Origin of the sequence: Fibrobacter sp. HC4 (genome assembly GCF_023373925.1) — a bacterium.
Classification (GTDB): Bacteria; Fibrobacterota; Fibrobacteria; order Fibrobacterales; family Fibrobacteraceae; genus Fibrobacter.
Genome location: NZ_JALCZV010000019.1, coordinates 39075 through 55735, shown reverse-complemented (window position 1 = coordinate 55735; position 16661 = coordinate 39075). Strand labels below are relative to the sequence as shown.

Below are 16661 nucleotides of genomic sequence, written 5' to 3'. Positions count from 1 at the left end.
TAATTTATTTCTACGGAGACCTAGAGACTCGTTTGGTGTAGCGAGCCTCACTAAGGAGAGATTGGATGGTGTGTAGAGTACTTCTTGAGAAGGCAAGGAAGTTGCCTTCCCTTGTTTCGTTTAACAAATTTAAACCCCTTCGTGCGATCGCACAGGCAGGGTTAGTCTTGGGCCTTTCGGCCGCAGCGTTCGCCGCAGATTACACCGCTGACGTGGAATACGCCGACGGAAATCTCTATTACACCGTTACTTCAGGCAGAAACAATCTCACGAGATGTACAAGCCTCGCCAATGGCATTTCTTTCTCTACAGTGGATGCCAAGAACGTCACCATCAATTTATACACCAACAGGAACTGCAATACTCCCCTGACAGTCCAGCGCAGAAACGTCACCATCAAGGGCGCGGACCTCTTCAAGGACGGAGCCACTTCAGCAACAGCCACACTCGGCAAAGACGGCAAGCTGACTCTCGAAGAACCCGGCAGCCGAAAGACGATCGCCTTCTTTACCCCCTGGAGCAACACCAACGCCATCCTCTTCATGAACGGCGACTCCGTGGGCATCATGCAGCCCATCAAGAATTATTGTGGCTGGTTCGCCGCATCGGTCAAAACTCCCGAAAATGGACTCAAGGTTTACTTTAAACAGACTGTCGGTCGTAACTATGTAGGCGCAGAAGGCGTCACCATCACCGAACCGACCATCGCCAGCGAAATCTCCCTGGATTCCATCGCCAGCATTTCCGACACCATCTGGGTGCAGGGTTACAAGGCAGACGTTCCCGCCTTATTCTCCAAGTACCCCGGCGTCCTAGGAGACTGCCCCCTCAAGAAATTCCCCGTTACCGTATTTGACTGGCTTCATGGCGACAAGGGCGACGGTGACGATCCCGGCAAGAACGGCGACCCCGCCAACGGTGTCAGCGCCGACTTCGGTTCTGGCGGTTGTGGCGGATCCAACAACAACAAGGGATATATGGGAGGCATGGTCCAGAAGAATCTGGGTCCCAACGGCGTTCCCGTTCCCGCAGATCCGTTCCCCGGAGACTGTAAGATTACCACCCACCTGGCAAACTGGTTCCTGCCCGAAGTGGTGGCTACCGATGCCGCCGGCACCCAGTACACCAACATGACCTGCCGCGACATTTACATCTCTATGGACAAGGAAGGTTTCTGGCTGGCCGAAGTTTCCTCTGACAATGTTTCCGAAGGAAATGACGCCACCAAGGGCGGCATGTTCCTTGTAGACGACTTTGAATTCCTGGATGACGCCAAGACCGTCAAGAATCCCTACTTTGACCAGCTAGGCAACGGCCAGAAGCATAACTTCGGTTTCGCCGTCAAGATCCAAGCCACCTTTGAATACGTTCCCGGTCAGTACTTCGACTTCTACGGCGATGACGACGTGTGGGTCTTTATCGACAACCGCCTGGCAGTAGATATCGGTGGCCAGCACCGACAGGTTGCAGGTGCCGTAGACCTGGACACCATGGGACTTGTCGAAGGAACTACCTATGACTTCCATATTTTCTATGTGGAACGCCATACCAGTTCTTCTAATTTCCGTATGCGTACATCCATCGACCTGCAGGTGGACGCCTCCATTTTCGTAACGTCCATCCCCCTGGGTGATGAAACCAATTACAAAGTCTGGCAGGTCAATAAGAAGAACAAGCTTTCCTGCGGTTATGACGCCAACTCTACAGAAACGGATACTACAGGCGGCGCTTCCACATTCAAGCTTACCGGCGGCAATCTTTCTGAACCCCAGATTCTTGATGTGGGCTTGCATTACGAAGGCCTCAACATTACCAGCGACTCTACATTCAGCGTCAACGTAGAAGCCATCAAGGCTAACGGCGCCCTGGCTCCGGGCCACTACTTCCTGGAAATCACCCTGAAGTCCGATCCCAGCCAGACTACAAAGGTCGAAATTACCGTCCCTGCCTACGACCTCCCCAGCGTAGCATTCGCAAAGGAAGACTGGACAGTCCTCGGCACGGCCGTTTCTGGCGACACCACTCAGATCGGCGAATGGGCTTACGCCACCTACCAGGTCAACATCACCTTCTTTGAAGAATGGGCTACAGTCAATAATTATAACAGAAAGATCAACCTGTCCTTCTCTGACGTAAACATCGACATTCTTGATACCATCGGCGGAAAGAAGATTACTTCCGTCAACCTGGATTCCAACGGCAGAGCCACCTTCTACGTACACGCCAACGCCCCTGTTACCGGAGCAACACTTACCATCAAGGGCGCAGCAGCAGGTTCTTCTGCCTGGACAAAATTGAATTTTGCCGATCCGCCAATTCCGCAGATCGTTACAGCAACCATTTTTGACAGAAACGGTGACGGTCGAGCCGACAGCCTATATGCACAGTTCGACAGAAGCCTTTCTGACAAGAGCCGTCTGGATTCCATTCAGTTTGAATTTGGCGAAGCCTTTATGGCAACCGACAAGTTCAGACTCATCAACAACAATACCATCGTCCTGACCGCCGAAGATATCGATGTTGAAAAATGCACCGACGCCAAGTGCGGTTTCGGTAGCCGCCAGTTCACCGGAGGTGCAACCAATATCTACACAGGTTCCCTGAACAACTGGTTCACCTACAAGGACAATGGAAAGACAAGTCAGTTCTACAAGGAAAACGAGCCCATCAGCGACGGCATGGGCCCCATTATCGTAAGTGCCGTGAAGTCCAAGAGCAACGATGGTAACCGCCACCTGGCACTGACTTTCAGCGAAGCCATCTCAGACGATTCCCGTATTCAGTTCGCCACCATGTTTGAATTTATCTGCATGCGCGGTGGCATCAACGAGAAACCCGAAACCCCGGTACTGCAATCCGGTAGCGGCAATACCATGACCCTGGTTTATAGTTCGACCACACAGGACGCCGTATTGCCCAACAATGGAGACCTGATCCGCTTTGTCCCCGGAAACGGTTCCGCAAACGAGACCATCGACCTTGTTGGCAACGCTCCCCACAAGGACAACGCCTGGGTAACCATCACTGGCGACCAGGAACTGACCAACGAAAGTCCGGGAGTCATTTCTATCGGCGATGACCCCTACGGCATCATCAAGAAGGATACCGTCACACAGAGCCTGCTGATCACCAACACTACCCAGGACGCTCAGCAGATCGGCGACTCCCTCGGTGTTCAGGGCAGCCTCATTGACTACGACATTTCCAAGATCATGTTGGAAGAAACCCAGAAGGACATCAACTCGCTGGACGCATTCATCGAATCTCAGCTGGGAAGCACCACGACCTACGATACGACATATATATGCATCAGCGAAGAAGAAGCCCTGACGCAGGTCTTTGCCGATATCAGAACCGGAGTGGTTGGCGAAAACTTCGGCTTTAGCGAAGCCACCGTCATCGCCATCATGGAAGGTACTATCAACGAAAGCAATTACCAGTCCGCCCTAACAGCAGAAGAAAAGGGCATCATAGCCAAACTGACCGAAGACAATATTGAAGCCAGCAGGGACACCCTGACCGAAATCAGTTCCATTTCGACCACCACCCAGACGGATTTGTTCAACTCGATCAGGGCAGGTCTACTTGATGAAAAATTGAAGCAGGCCGGAGTCAGCCAGACCGTCATTGACGCCATCAAGGACGGCACCCTGAACGAATACAACATCGAAGAATTCCGCAACGGTTCCAAGTCCCTGATTGCAGACGACGCCATAGAACTCTTCTACCGTACACGTTACTACAGCCAGTATGGCGAATATGTGGGCGGAACTTCCAAGTCCATCAAGTGCTCCGACAAGGAAATCTATGGCGAAGAAGGCTGCATGAAGAACAAGGGCAAGATCTTCCTGGCCTGGAACATGCGCTCCAACAACGGCCGCCTCGTGGGAACCGGTGTGTATATCGCCCGACTGGAATTGAAGATTATCGTAAACGGCAAGACCACCATGCATCAGACCCGCGACAAGCTGTGGGGCGTGCGCCGTGGAAAAGTCAACAAGCTTGGCCTAGAATTCGGGCCCTAGAAAAGAAATTAAACCTCTCTCATTAAAGGTGTCCGGCCAAATGCCGGCGCCTTTTCTTTTTTTTGCCCGCTGACCTTCAGTTTTACACACTTACTAAACAAAATCAGCAAATTCTTACACAGTTATTTTTAAAAAACATTGATTTTTACAAGATTTTAAATATTTTTGGAAAACTTCTTCAAATATTTGAAATTATTTCTAAACACTTCGTCTAAAAATGGGATTAGAGCAAATGGGTGTTTAGAAGGAGAAATCTATATGTGGTGTAAGAATCTCTCCAAAACAATCCTCATGGGACTCGCCTTGAGCGCATGTCTCGTTGCCGCTAGACCCGGAGCCAACAATACAGACCGCCCGGGCAACGAAACTCCCGCAACAAAAACCCCGGCCAAAGTCCTCCGTTTTCTTGCCCCCTGGACCAACACCAACGCCATCGCCTACGTCAACGGAGATTCCATCGGTGTCATGACTGCCGTAGACAAATACTGCGGCTGGTACGAAACGGAAATCAGCAAACCCGATGGTGAGTTCAGCGTCTATTTCAAGCAGACCGTAGGAAACAAATTCTACAGCGCAGAAGGCGTCGTTTCTAAAGCCCCCGGCACCGAAAACGAAATCAGCCTGGACAGTCTGGCGGCCGAAGGCGACACCCTCTGGATTCGCGCCTATAAGGCAGACGCACCCGCCCTCTTTACCCAATACCCAGGCATCCTGGGAGATTGCCCCACCAGAAAACTCCCCGTCATGATGTTCGACTGGTATGACGGCAGCCGCGACAACCACAAGAAATTCAGGCCCACCACCCGCGACGAAAGCCTCTGCAACCTGGGCGACGGCGCGGACCACTGCACCGACACATTCGGCGGCGTGGGAACCAGCGCAGACTTCGGCGGCGACAACGTAAACCTCTGCTGGCCCAATTCGCCCATGTCCAAGAGGGACTACGCCGAAGAAGACCGCAATCTCATTGACTACACCGCCAGTCTCGACCAGGTGCTGGAAGGCATGGTGGAACGCAAACTGGGAAAGAACGGTGTCCCCGTCCGAAATGAGAATTTTGACTGGAAAGGAAAGTGCCGTAACGCAGAACATCTGAATCAATGGTTCCTGCCCGAAACGTTGGTGGTCAAGAATGGCAAGGCCTACACAAACGCCACCTGCCGCAACATGACCCTGCAACTGGACGAAGACGGCATTTGGCGCGCCCAGATGGACAGCGATACAAAATCTTCCGTAGGCGAGGCCCGTGGCGGCATGTTCCTGATCGACGATTTCCAATGGCTGGATTCAGCAAAGACAATTCCCAACCCTTATTACGATTCCATCCCCAGCGGATTCGCCGGCATTGACGGCAGCGGGAAAAGTTCCAGCAACGCCTACCATAATTACGGCATGTCCATGAAGGTGCAGGCCAACTTCGAATATGTCCGCGGCCAGTACTTTGAATTTTTGGGCGACGATGATGTATGGGTTTACATCGACGGAAAGCTAGTAGTGGATATCGGTGGCGTTCACGACAGAAGAAGCCGCGCCGTAGACCTGGACACCCTTGGCCTGATCGAAGGAAATACCTACGTATTCAACATCTTCTACACGGAACGCTACAAGGTCGAAGGGAACTTCAAGATGCGAACATCCATGGACCTGAAAGCCGACGCCAGCCTACTCATCTCCAGCTACGCAGAAAAGAATCTAAAGAGTTACGAAATCTGGCAGGTCAACAAGCGCGACGCCCTGAGCTGCGACTTTTCCAACAGCCAAACTACAACGGATACAACCGGCGGCGCCTCCACCTTCAAGCTGTCCGGAGGAAACCTGGACGACCCTCAGGAGCTGGGAATCGGCGACTGGTACGAAGGCATTCATATCACCAGCGACTCTACGTTCAGCATCGACTCGGCCGCCATCGTCGACAATTACACTCTGGCTCCGGGACATTACTTCCTTGAAATTTCCCTGAAGTCCGATCCCAGTCAGACAACCTCTATTGAGATAACCATCCCCTCTTACAGCATTCCCAGCGTTGCGTTCACCGACAGCACCTGGAAAATCCTGGGACAGGAAATCTCCGGTGACACCCTGCAAATCGGACACTGGGCCAACACCGAATACGACGTGTACATTTCCTTCTTCGAGGATTGGGCACAGGTCAACAATTACAACAAGAAAATTAATTTGTCCATTTCACATCCGGCTGTAGACATCCTTGATACAAATGGGGACGTCATCACTTACGTCAACCTGGACAAGGAGGGCAGAGCCCACTTCAGGATTCGCGCAAACAGTGCCGTCGAGGGAGTCACCTTGGTCGCCAAGGGATCCGCAGCCTCGGCATCCTACTGGAAGAACCTGAACTTCGATAACTCTCCGGAACCCCACATCACCAAGGCCATCATCTTTGATAGGAACGGCGACGGCAGAGCAGACAGCCTTTATATTGAACTGGACAAGAAGCTGGATTCCAAGAACATACTGAATGACATCCAGTTCACGTTTGGAGAATCCTTCCCCACCACAAAGGATTTCGACATTTCTTCTAGCAGAGACGAAATCATCGTCACGGTGGACTGCGACGACAACATCTGCGGTTTCGGCAAGAAGCAATTTACCGGCGGAGAATCCGAAAAATATTTCGGTTCCATCAAGGCCAACTTTACCTACAAGGAAAATGGAATCGAGGAACACTTCAGCCCTTATTACGAAAACATCATCGAAGACGGCATCGGCCCCATCATCGTAAAGGCTGTCGCCGCCAAAAAATCCGATGGAAACCGCGAACTCGCTCTCACTTTCAGCGAAGCCATTACAGACAAATCAAGGGAATATTTCAAGAATCTTTTTGAATACACCTGCATGCGTTCCGGAGTCAACGAAAAGCCGGAATCCGCCATCCAGCAAAGCGGCAGCGACAACACCATGACTCTCATCTTTAGACAGTCTACGGATAACGCTATCCTGCCCACCAACGGCGACCTGATTCGTTTCGCCACCTCCGCAAGCAACACCGCAGAAGACCTGCTGGGCAACGCGCCCCATCGCGACAATCCCTGGGCTACCATCACCGGCAACCAGGAAGTTTCCAACGAAAGTCCGTCCCTCATTACAGTCAGTACCGAAAACGAAATTATTGCCAACCCTGCAGCCTCCCAGCCCATGCTCAACGCCGACAGCAACTTGACCGCGCAGGAGATCGGCGAAAAGTACGGCGTGCAGGGCAACCTCCTCAGTTTCAACATCGCAAAAATCATGCTGGACGAAACGGGAGAACAGTTCAACATCCTGGACGCATTCATCGAAAGCCGCACAGGCACCGAAGCCACGGATCGCTACGACACCACCTACACCCTCACCAAGGACGAAGCCCTGGAACAGCTCTTCGTGGACATTAGCGCAGGTATCATTGGCGAATCCTACGGCATCAGCGATGAAGCCGCGCAGCTGATTTCCGAAGGAAAGGTGACCGCCAAAAATTACAAAAGCGCCGGCCTGGCCGACAGCGTCATTGAAGCCATCGAGAGCCTTTCCCTGAAGAACTACGAAGACGGCATGAAGGTTACAAAGGTCACCTCCACCACAACAGTTTCGATCCAGGACATTCTGGATTCCATCGCAAGCGGCTGCTTCGACAAGGAACTGAAAGAGGCGGGCATTAGCGATGCCACCTTGCAGGCCATCAAGGACGGAAGCATCGACGAGGCACTCATCAACGAATACCATCTGGCAGGAAATACAGACAAAGAAACCTTCCTGCGAGAACATTCAAACCTGATCGTTTCCGCAGATGCAGTCACCCTGAAATACCGCACCCGCTACTACAGCCAGTATGGCGAATACGTAGGCGGAGCCGCAGGCGAAATCAACTGCAACAGCGACCTCTATAAAGATGCGTCCGGTGAAGGTTCCTGCCTAGACCACGAAGGGGAACGCCTCTTCCTGGCATGGAACATGCGCGACAGAACCGGCAGACTGGTCGGAACCGGCGTCTACATCGGACGACTGGAATTAAGAATAGAAGTCAACGGCAAGACCATACTGAACCAGACCCGCGACAAGCTCTGGGGAGTCCGCCGAACAAGGCCGTAACTCCAGACAAAAAGAAATCCCTCCAAACCAACCAAACCAAAAGGACCGCGCGATTTATTTCGCGCGGTCTTTTTTGCGCTGACGGAACAGCAAGAAGCCAACCATAAAAAAAAGAGCCCGCGATTACAACCGCGAACTCTCTTACAGTTCCAAGAAAGTCTTACTTGTTTTCTACACAGCGAACGTTGTAGGCACGAGTATCGCCACCCACATGCTGGACTTCGTGAGGTTTATCGCCAGAATAGTTCTTGATACGATAGGAATTGTTGGTTCCGTTATCTTCGTACCAGATATATCCCTGGTCACCTTCATTTCCAAAGCTATTGCCTTCTTCAACGTTCACACGGCCGCCAATGGACCACCATTCATGTTCTACAGCATTATCCAGCGCGAGAACTTCTGCCTCGGTAGGAAGTCTCCATCCAGTGGGGCAGGCGGACAATGCAGCGGCATAGGTATAATACCTGCCATACTTGGCACACATATCAGCACCGTCCTTAGTGGGGCAGAAACTATTGGCCTTGGTTTCGTAATTCAGGTTCTGGGTCATCCAATGAACACCGGCGATAGTCTTCAAGGCGTAGGTCTTGTTGTCTCGCAGGTCAACCATCTGAGTTTCTGTTACGTTGGGCCACACTTCCGCCTCGGAAGAGACTCCAATAACGATGGTATCCATGCTAGCGCTGGAGGTAACCGCAGCCGCTTCGCACTTTTCGCTCCAGCAGAAAACACCGCTACTAATGTAGGGGGTCTCATAATTGCTGGCAGAAGACAAATACACAGTCTTGTTGACAGTATCTGTTACGGCAGAACCACTAGACTTGACTTCAGCCTGTACCCCAGAATCCTTCTTAGAAGACGATGATGCAGGAGCGTCACCCTGAGGGGCGTTAGAATCGCTGGAAATAGAGCTATCCTGCTCAGCAATTATCACATCAACGTCTGAGATGGTATCGGAACAAGCCGAAATCATGCTCACTACACCCACAAATCCCAATAATGCAGTGATCTTTTTCATAGGCTCAAATATAGTTTACAAAACCATACCTAAACAGCAAAAAGTTTTTTACTATCTTTGTGCTCACTATGACGAACGTTGAAATTTTCGACACCACTTTTGCCATGACCATCCTGGTCATTTTGGCCCTCTGCATCCCCACTGTCCTCTTGGTTGCCAACTGGCTTCTGCATCCGGGCAAAATCAAGGAAACCGCCATCAAGGGTACCTCCTATGAATGTGGTATCGCCCATGTATCCGGCACCTCCAGCGAACGCTACCCGGTCAAGTACTACATGGTGGCAATGCTGTTCCTGGTGTTCGACCTCGAAGTTGCATTCCTCTACCCCTGGACCATCCAGTTCCTGGCTGGTGGTTGGGAACTGCTCTTTGTTCTTCTCGCCTTCCTGGTGATTCTCGAAGCCGGTTACTGCTACCTCATGAAGAAGGGCGTGCTGAACTGGACTCGCATTCAGGACTAATTCCTGAATCCACAGATATTCTATCTCAAAAATGGTGGTTGCGACCTTCGGGGCGCAACCACTTTTTCATACCCGACCTTCGGGGCGCAACCACTTTTTCATACCCGACCTTCGGGGCGCAACCACTTTTTCATATCCGACCTTCGGGGCGCAACCACTTTTTCATACCCGACCTTCGGGGCGCAGCCGCATTTTTACTTCCGCCCTGCGGGGCCTATTTTTTGTTTAAACCTCGGGAACTAGAACGCAGACCGGATATAAACAGTCATGCCGAACTTCTCGTAGTCCACCCAGGAAATCTCACCACGGGCGTAAAGCCGTTCCTTCAAGTTAAGGGCCAGCATCCCTCCAAACCCAACAGCCTGATGCCACCGATTCCGTAGAAGTTCGCTAAAGTGGTCCCCCACCTTGGCCCCTTCAAAAAAGATATCACCGGCCAGGCGCCAACCTAAATATTTACGAAGTTCCGCCTGTAAAATCAGACTCTGGTTATCGCGAAAAAACAAGCTCTCTACACCGCGAAAGCGTTTCGTTCCATCAGGGCCAGATAGCATGTCAAAGGGAACATCCCCGCTAGCCCTTTGCCAGAGGGCTGCCGTCGCCACGGAGATATTCCAGAACAAGGGCGTGTACCCACGGAGGTCCAGATCCTGAACACCGAAGTCATAATCCCCTAGCCAGTCGCTGTAGAACATCTGCTGCCAGCGAACAAGGAAACCGCTCCGGGTCCAGTTCAAATTGTCGCGGGTGTCGTAACTAAGAATATAGCCGCCCCCATTCCGCCAACCATTATGCAAATCCGGTAAGTCCATATCGGCACAGCGATCCTTGGTGCAGTCATTAAAATCGGTAGACGACCTTTCTGCAACAACCTTCACACCATAATTGAACGACCGGGGCAACCCTATGGAAGATTTCAATTCCGTAGAAAAATGCAGACGTTCTCGATCGAAGCCGATGTACTTGTCGAAGTCCACATCGTTCCCCATGCCGAAGTAACTGCCTACCCAGTTCTGATACCTGAAGTCTACGATACCGCCAATCCTGTCGTGGTACAGATAGAAATAGGGAACCATCAGAAACTGGAACTGCTTTCGGGTAGAACCGTATGCCGTAATATCGATTTCCTGGACCTTACCACCAGGTTCGTTGGGCTTAAAGAACAGAAGCGCCATGGCACCATACTGCAGTTTGGTTTCTTCCGAATAACCTAATATGGGAAGGGCAGAAAATCGCTGAAAATGATCCTCATCATTCTCTAAAGCGAAGGCGGCTGGACCAATACCGCACACCGCAAGGGCCACCACGCTCATAATCTTGCGCAGTAGCTTGCAGTTCTTTTGCGGCACCTTCGGACTCATGGTTCACAATATATATATTAGTGCCGTTATGAACCATATTGCAATTTTTATTGATGCAGAGAACCTGACCAACTGGGTAAGAAACAATGGCGTGCAGTCCTTAATGGACGAACTGCTGCCCCTGGGGCAAATCGTTGTGCGTAAGGCTTACGGCAAGTGGTCTAGCCCCCAGCTGATGCCTCTGCAATCCGCATTGAACGAAAACGGTTTCGAGCTTGTCCACACCTTCCATCCTGTCAGCGGAAAGAATTCCACCGACATCAAGATGACCGTAGACACCATGGAAGTGGCCCTGGATTCCCAGGTGCAGTGGATCGTGCTGGCCACCGGCGATTCCGACTTTTCGCCCCTGTTCCGCAAACTCCGCGAACAAGGCAAGGAAGTCATCGGCGTCGGTCCCAAGTCCCCTCTAAGCGAGTGCGTCAAGAATTCCTGTTCCCGCTACGTTTACACCGACGACGCCACGGCCGCCCCCGTGGACGAAGATGAAGAAGAAAACGCCAAGGACAGAAGCAGCCTTATCGTGTCCGAAAAGATCGACTCCATGGAAATGCTCCGCGACATCCTGCAGAAGGAAGACGGCCCGCTGCCCCTTGCCGCCGTCAAGCCGAAAATGCTGGGCATCGACAACGCCTTCAACGAAAAGCGTCTGGGATTCAAGAACTTCATGGACTTCGTCAAGTCGGCAGACTTCGTACAAATCAACGACATCGGCGGCGGATCCTTCACCGTATCTCTCGCCGAGCAGAAAGTCTCTGTGGAAGAAGACGCCCAGATGGTTCTGGCCAAGGCACTCAAGCGCAAGGGCTGGGACATCTTCCCCAAGAACATGCTTAAGAAAATCTACGTGGCCGCCTGCGACCTGAGCTCCTTCGTTCCCATGAGCAAGCAAATGCTGGTAGAAGAAATCGTCGCCATGAACATCACCGGCACCACAAGCAGTTACATCAACCGCGCCCTGGGAACATTCTTCAAGGCAAAGCTGGTAACCGTCTCCACCAGCGACGATGGCGACAAGCTTTGGACGCTGACAGAAAACAATCAGTACTGGAAGGAAATCGACAAGGCCATGCTGGACCGCCTCCACGTAAGCCTCAAGGAGACCAAGCAGAAGGTTCCCAAGAAGGACGTCATTGCCATGCTTTACGGAAAGTACGCCGAAGGCGAGGCAGAAAAACTCGTTTAGTTTATACTTATTGATATAAACAAATTAAACGTAAATAATTTCCGCATACCTATAAAAAAAAGAAGGACTCGCTTTCGCGAGCCCTTTCTTATTGCAGTTCCTAATGTCTAAGCCTTAGTCAACCAGACGAGACGGCATCAGGAGGAAGCTATAGTTCAGGTCTTCACCGACCGGTTCGATAATGCAGGCGCCAAGAGGGCTGTTCATCTTGAGGATGACTTCTTCGCTCTTGCACATGCCGAGGATTTCGGAGAAGTAACGACCGTCAAAGCCCATGCTGAAGTTGCCTTCGCCATTGTGAGTAATGGCCAGTGCTTCGCGGCATTCGCCACCAACATCCGGGTCAGTTGCAGAAAGTTCCATGACGTTGCCGTTCATGTGCAGACGGATCTGGTGAGTGCGGGGATTAGCCATGGGGAGAATGCTCTTGACCTTGCCCTGAAGTTCGGCGCAGTTGGCCTGCACGGTACGTTCAAAGTTCTGGGGGATCACATTGCGGTAGTTAGGATACGGTCCTTCGTACAGCTTGGAAATGATCTGGGTAGAACCGGTGCTGAACAGCACATGGGTTTCGGTAGTGCGAATTTCGATGATATCTTCGCTCTTGGCAATGCGCAGGATCTGCTGCAGAACCTTGGGCTGGATGATAATGCCGCTAGCGAGAGTAGCGCCTTCCTGGTCGATGCTTGCACGGCCCATGCGGTGACCGTCGGTAGCGACCATGGAAACCTTGCCATTGTCAGCTTCGAAGAACACGCCATTCAGGTTCATGCGGACAGAATCGTTGGAAGTTGCAAAAGCGGTCTTTTCGACGAGGAATGCAAGTTCGCTTGCAGCGAAGTTCAGGCTGTCGCCTTCCACTTCCGGGAACGGAGGGAAGTCACCAGCGTCAAAACCCATGATAGAAGCCTGACCGCGTTCGCTCCACTTGATGCGAGCCAGATAATCCTGGACATCGATGCTGATGGTTTCGATAGCGGGATCGCTAAGAGCCTTGATCAAGTCAGAGAACTTGCGGGCATTGATCACGACTTCGCCATCACGTTCGCCGTTCACTTCCAGCTTGGTCCTGACACCAAGGTTCAAGTCGGTTGCGCAAATTTCCAGGATGTTTCCTTCGAGACGAAGAGAATAGTTGTTCAGAATCTGAAGAGTAGACTTGTTGGGAATTGCGGTAATGGCAGTCTGCAGAGCTTCCTGCAGGTCGGACTTCTTAATATCGAACTTCATCTTAGCCTCTCTGGATTAGCATGGTGCCAACAAAGAAGATTACGGCGAGAGCTCCAAGTACAGCAATAATCTTGGGGTCCAGTGCGTTCTTCTTGTTCGGGGTGAACTTCTTGACTTCTTGTTTAGCGTGTCTACGATCGCGACGACTCATGGTATTTCTCCAAATTTTATACGGATAAAAAACTAATTTTTTTACAGACATTGGAAATCATCTTATGAGTAAAATTCCTTTAAATAAGCTTAAAAATTCGGCTATGAACTTCGCCTCTACCGCACTTTTGCGGGTAGAACTGGCAGCCGAGGAATCTAGGCTCAAAAACCGCTTCCAGGCACTGGGTCAGAAACTTCACGGAGCCGTCCGTGACGACCTTCTTTCCGCCATCAAGGACGACCCGTCCGTGGTAGAAATACTCGGCGCCATCGAAGAACATAAGCGCAAAATCAATTCCTTGCGGGAGCGTATCGACGGTGAAAAAACTTGAAATCCATGTATTCCCCAGCAAGACCACCTCGGGTAAGAGCTACAGCGTATCCCTCCTAGGGGCCATACTCTCTGTATTGAGCGTTTGTGCCGCCGTGGCAGGCTTTATCATGTTCTCTCCCGTCCGCATTATGGATAACATAACAAGCGGAAACGTAACGAATGTCTATCGCCAGAATGCAGCTATCGAAAAGGAACTGGTAGCCGTCCGCGCCTCCGTAGACTCTTCCATCCTCAAGGCCGAAGAAACAAGGCTTCTCCGCGACAGCACCCTGAAAATGGGAGGTCTGGGATTCACCCTGGAAACCACCAGCGACGAAGAACGCGCCGCCCGCAAGCGCAAGAGCCTGATGGAACTGGAAACCACTTTCCGCAAATTGCTGAACGCCCTGGAAAACGATTCCGCCCTGGCCGCCAAGCTGCCCGTACTTCACCCCATGAAGGGTGAACACGCCGTCAAGAAACGCTTTGAAATGGCCTACGATCCCTTTACCGACAGACAACTGCCCCATCGCGGCATCGACTACGTGGCCGTCGAAGGGGACACCGTCTATGCGACAGGTGCAGGTGCCGTCATGGAAGTCCGCAACCATCGCGGTTTTGGCCTGTCCATGAAAATCGAGCATGTGAAGGGCGTCCGTTCCTTCTACGCCCACCTAGGGAAATCCCTTGTCCCCCAGGGAAGCTTTGTAAAACGCGGTCAACCCATCGCCCTCATCGGCGAAAGCGGTCGCGAAACGAGCCTCGGCCTGCACTACGAAATCCGACTGTCGGGCAACTCCATCAACCCCGAAAGTTTCTTCATCACCAAATAGGTGGACAGGAACGAGGTCAATATGGCAAATTCCGCTTTTGAACAGAACATCATCGCCATGGTATGGGACTGCGACAAGACGCTCATCAGCTCTTACATGCAGGAACCCCTATTCCGTCATTTCAACGTTGACGGCGCCAAGTTCTGGCAAGAAGTGAACGCCCTAAAAAGCCACTACGCCGCCCAGGGAATTTCCGTCAATTCCGACACCAGCTACCTGAACCACATCTTGACCTATGTGAAGGCGGGGCTGTTCAAGGGACTTTCCAACAAGATGCTCCGTAGCTTCGGCAAGGAACTTGCCTTTTACCCGGGCCTTCCCGATTTTTTCGGCGAAATCAAGAAGCTGATTGAAGAAGATCCGAAATACAAGGCCTTCGACATCCGTCTGGAACATTACGTGGTCAGTACCGGTTTTGCCGAAACGATCCGTGGCAGCGCCATCGCCCCCTTTGTAGATGGAATTTTTGGATGTGAATTCATCGAAGAAGTACTGCAACCCGGTTTTCTGGATGCAAAGGACGCAGCAGGGAACGTCCCTAACGCAAACGAAGTATCCGCAAACGAAATTTCCCAGATTGCCTGCGCCCTGGACAACACTTCCAAAACCCGCTACATCTTCGAAATCAACAAGGGCAGCAACAAGTACCCCGAAACCATCGACGTCAACTCCTCTATCGCACGAGAAGTGCGCCGCGTTCCCTTCCAGAACATGGTATACATCGCCGACGGTCCCAGTGACGTTCCCGCCTTCAGCATCCTGAACAACAATGGCGGAAGCACCTTTGCCGTTTACCCCAAGGGCGACGTAAAGGGCATGCGCCAGGTGGACGCACTCCGCCGCGATGGCCGTGTGCAGATGTACGGCGAAGCGGACTACAGCGAAGCCACCACCTCCTGGCTGTGGCTTACCGAAAAGGCCCGCGCCATCGCCGACAAGATCGTCGAAATAAAGCAGGCTGCCATCAAGAACAGCGCCGGCGCGCCACCCACCCATCTTCAATAAAAAAGCGGGCTCAGTCCCGCCTTTCTTACATCATCCAGATTTGCTGTTCCGCCAACAGGGCAATGGCCATAGGCAACACGCCGTTTGTCGCAAACTTGTCCTTGACCTTCCTGCGGAACATGTTGACCGTAAAAAGCAAGGCCGCCGCAAGAACGATGACAGATACGTAGGACGCCTTCTCATCGTAAAACTGGCAGGCGACACCAAGATAGACGTCAAGACAGATTCCCAGAACAGCCTTCCCCATCAGGAAAAAGGCGACTCCAAGATGGAACTTCTTCTTCTTGGCCATGGTAAAACGCCGGGCGATCTTGTACCCGATACCAAAGCAAAAAAACGGAAGAATATCCATGGTAAAGGTGATTCCGCATTCGGTAACATCAAACGAACCATCAAGAATTTTATGGGCGACGTCCTGCACTCTCGAAACAACGAATACGGCCATGAGAGAAATCCAGAAAAGCTTGCGGATGAAAAGCTTTACCGGCGATTCCCTATTTGCAGAATCTTCCCTTGCCGCCTTGACGGGCTTTACCTTTACTTTCTTTTTTTTGTTAGACTTGTTCGTCTGAATTTCCGTCTCTAACTCATGGATCCGTTCCATTACGATCTTGACTCGTTCGTCAGAGGAATCCTTCTTGACGACACCCAAAACTTCGTACAGTTCACCCAACGGCAAATTGTGAATCTTGCCGGCATAATCTTTTAGGTAAAGTTCGTCTCTTAAGTTGATCTGGTCAGACATAGATTTTTCTTCTTCCTGGAGACGAAAGATATTAAAATCTAGAAGACGAGAATCCCGATCTCACTCAGAAAACGATTCAAGCAGAAGAGACCGAAGCCTAGAAGGAAAATCTGGATGATGATGAACGGTATGGGGTGCTCCCTGAAATGGTAATCACTGCCCTGGTGAGAAATGTTGCCGCGGACAATATTGCTGATAAACCAGGCGAAGAAAATGATGGTGAGGAGCAGGGCCATGCAGGGCAATCTACT

At 51.6% G+C, this 16661-nt stretch carries 13 protein-coding genes; 7 read left to right on the top strand and 6 right to left on the bottom strand.

What is annotated here, in order from left to right; translation table 11 throughout:
• The first annotated feature begins 167 nt into the window (after positions 1–167).
• On the top strand, positions 168–4025 hold the full coding sequence (locus tag MMG03_RS12305) for a fibro-slime domain-containing protein (protein ID WP_249506405.1): 3858 nt from the start codon (positions 168–170) through the stop codon (positions 4023–4025).
• Between the two features lie 258 nt (positions 4026–4283).
• Entirely contained in the window at positions 4284–8108 is a 3825-nt protein-coding gene (locus MMG03_RS12300; protein WP_249506404.1) for a fibro-slime domain-containing protein, read from the top strand.
• A 160-nt stretch (positions 8109–8268) separates the two neighbouring features.
• On the opposite strand, the gene MMG03_RS12295 is transcribed toward MMG03_RS12300, so the two are convergent.
• Positions 8269–9126: an FISUMP domain-containing protein gene (locus MMG03_RS12295; protein WP_249506403.1), complete on the bottom strand. Its 858-nt coding sequence runs from the start codon at positions 9124–9126 to the stop codon at positions 8269–8271.
• A 68-nt stretch (positions 9127–9194) separates the two neighbouring features.
• Here MMG03_RS12295 and MMG03_RS12290 point away from each other — a divergent pair, with 68 nt between their 5' ends.
• A complete protein-coding gene (locus MMG03_RS12290) occupies positions 9195–9587 on the top strand; it encodes an NADH-quinone oxidoreductase subunit A (RefSeq protein ID WP_073237446.1) in 393 nt (130 codons plus the stop codon).
• Between the two features lie 239 nt (positions 9588–9826).
• Here the strand turns inward: MMG03_RS12290 and MMG03_RS12285 are convergent, their stop codons facing one another.
• Positions 9827–10948: a BamA/TamA family outer membrane protein gene (locus tag MMG03_RS12285; RefSeq protein ID WP_249506402.1), complete on the bottom strand. Its 1122-nt coding sequence runs from the start codon at positions 10946–10948 to the stop codon at positions 9827–9829.
• 28 nt (positions 10949–10976) lie between these two features.
• On the opposite strand from MMG03_RS12285, the gene MMG03_RS12280 reads away from it, so the two are divergent.
• On the top strand, positions 10977–12134 hold the full coding sequence (locus tag MMG03_RS12280; RefSeq protein WP_249506401.1) for an NYN domain-containing protein: 1158 nt from the start codon (positions 10977–10979) through the stop codon (positions 12132–12134).
• 114 nt (positions 12135–12248) lie between these two features.
• Here MMG03_RS12280 and dnaN read toward each other — a convergent pair whose 3' ends face one another.
• Positions 12249–13364 carry a DNA polymerase III subunit beta gene (gene dnaN, locus MMG03_RS12275; protein WP_073161168.1) on the bottom strand — a complete coding sequence of 372 codons (1116 nt, stop codon included), beginning with the start codon at positions 13362–13364 and terminating at the stop codon, positions 12249–12251.
• Position 13365: 1 nt separating this feature from the next.
• Complete coding sequence (locus MMG03_RS12270) at positions 13366–13515, bottom strand: hypothetical protein (RefSeq protein ID WP_158236529.1); 150 nt, start codon at positions 13513–13515, stop codon at positions 13366–13368.
• Between the two features lie 103 nt (positions 13516–13618).
• On the opposite strand from MMG03_RS12270, the gene MMG03_RS12265 reads away from it, so the two are divergent.
• The 3 genes from MMG03_RS12265 to MMG03_RS12255 are packed head-to-tail and all read left to right on the top strand — an operon-like array spanning position 13619 to position 15665.
• Positions 13619–13846, top strand: a complete 228-nt coding sequence (locus MMG03_RS12265) for a hypothetical protein (protein ID WP_073161170.1) — start codon at positions 13619–13621, stop codon at positions 13844–13846.
• Complete coding sequence (locus MMG03_RS16160) at positions 13833–14660, top strand: M23 family metallopeptidase (protein ID WP_073161171.1); 828 nt, start codon at positions 13833–13835, stop codon at positions 14658–14660. The genes MMG03_RS12265 and MMG03_RS16160 overlap by 14 nt, the downstream gene beginning before the upstream one ends.
• A 21-nt stretch (positions 14661–14681) precedes the next feature.
• Positions 14682–15665, top strand: coding sequence for an HAD family hydrolase (locus tag MMG03_RS12255; RefSeq protein ID WP_249506400.1), 984 nt, complete (start codon positions 14682–14684; stop codon positions 15663–15665).
• A 25-nt stretch (positions 15666–15690) separates the two neighbouring features.
• On the opposite strand, the gene MMG03_RS12250 is transcribed toward MMG03_RS12255, so the two are convergent.
• The gene (locus MMG03_RS12250) at positions 15691–16410 is read right to left on the bottom strand and encodes a hypothetical protein (RefSeq protein ID WP_249506399.1); all 720 of its coding nucleotides are present in this window, start codon (positions 16408–16410) and stop codon (positions 15691–15693) included.
• 38 nt (positions 16411–16448) lie between these two features.
• Positions 16449–16646 (bottom strand): hypothetical protein, encoded by a 198-nt coding sequence (locus MMG03_RS12245; RefSeq protein WP_073287001.1) that lies wholly within the window; start codon positions 16644–16646, stop codon positions 16449–16451.
• Positions 16647–16661: the final 15 nt, after the last annotated feature.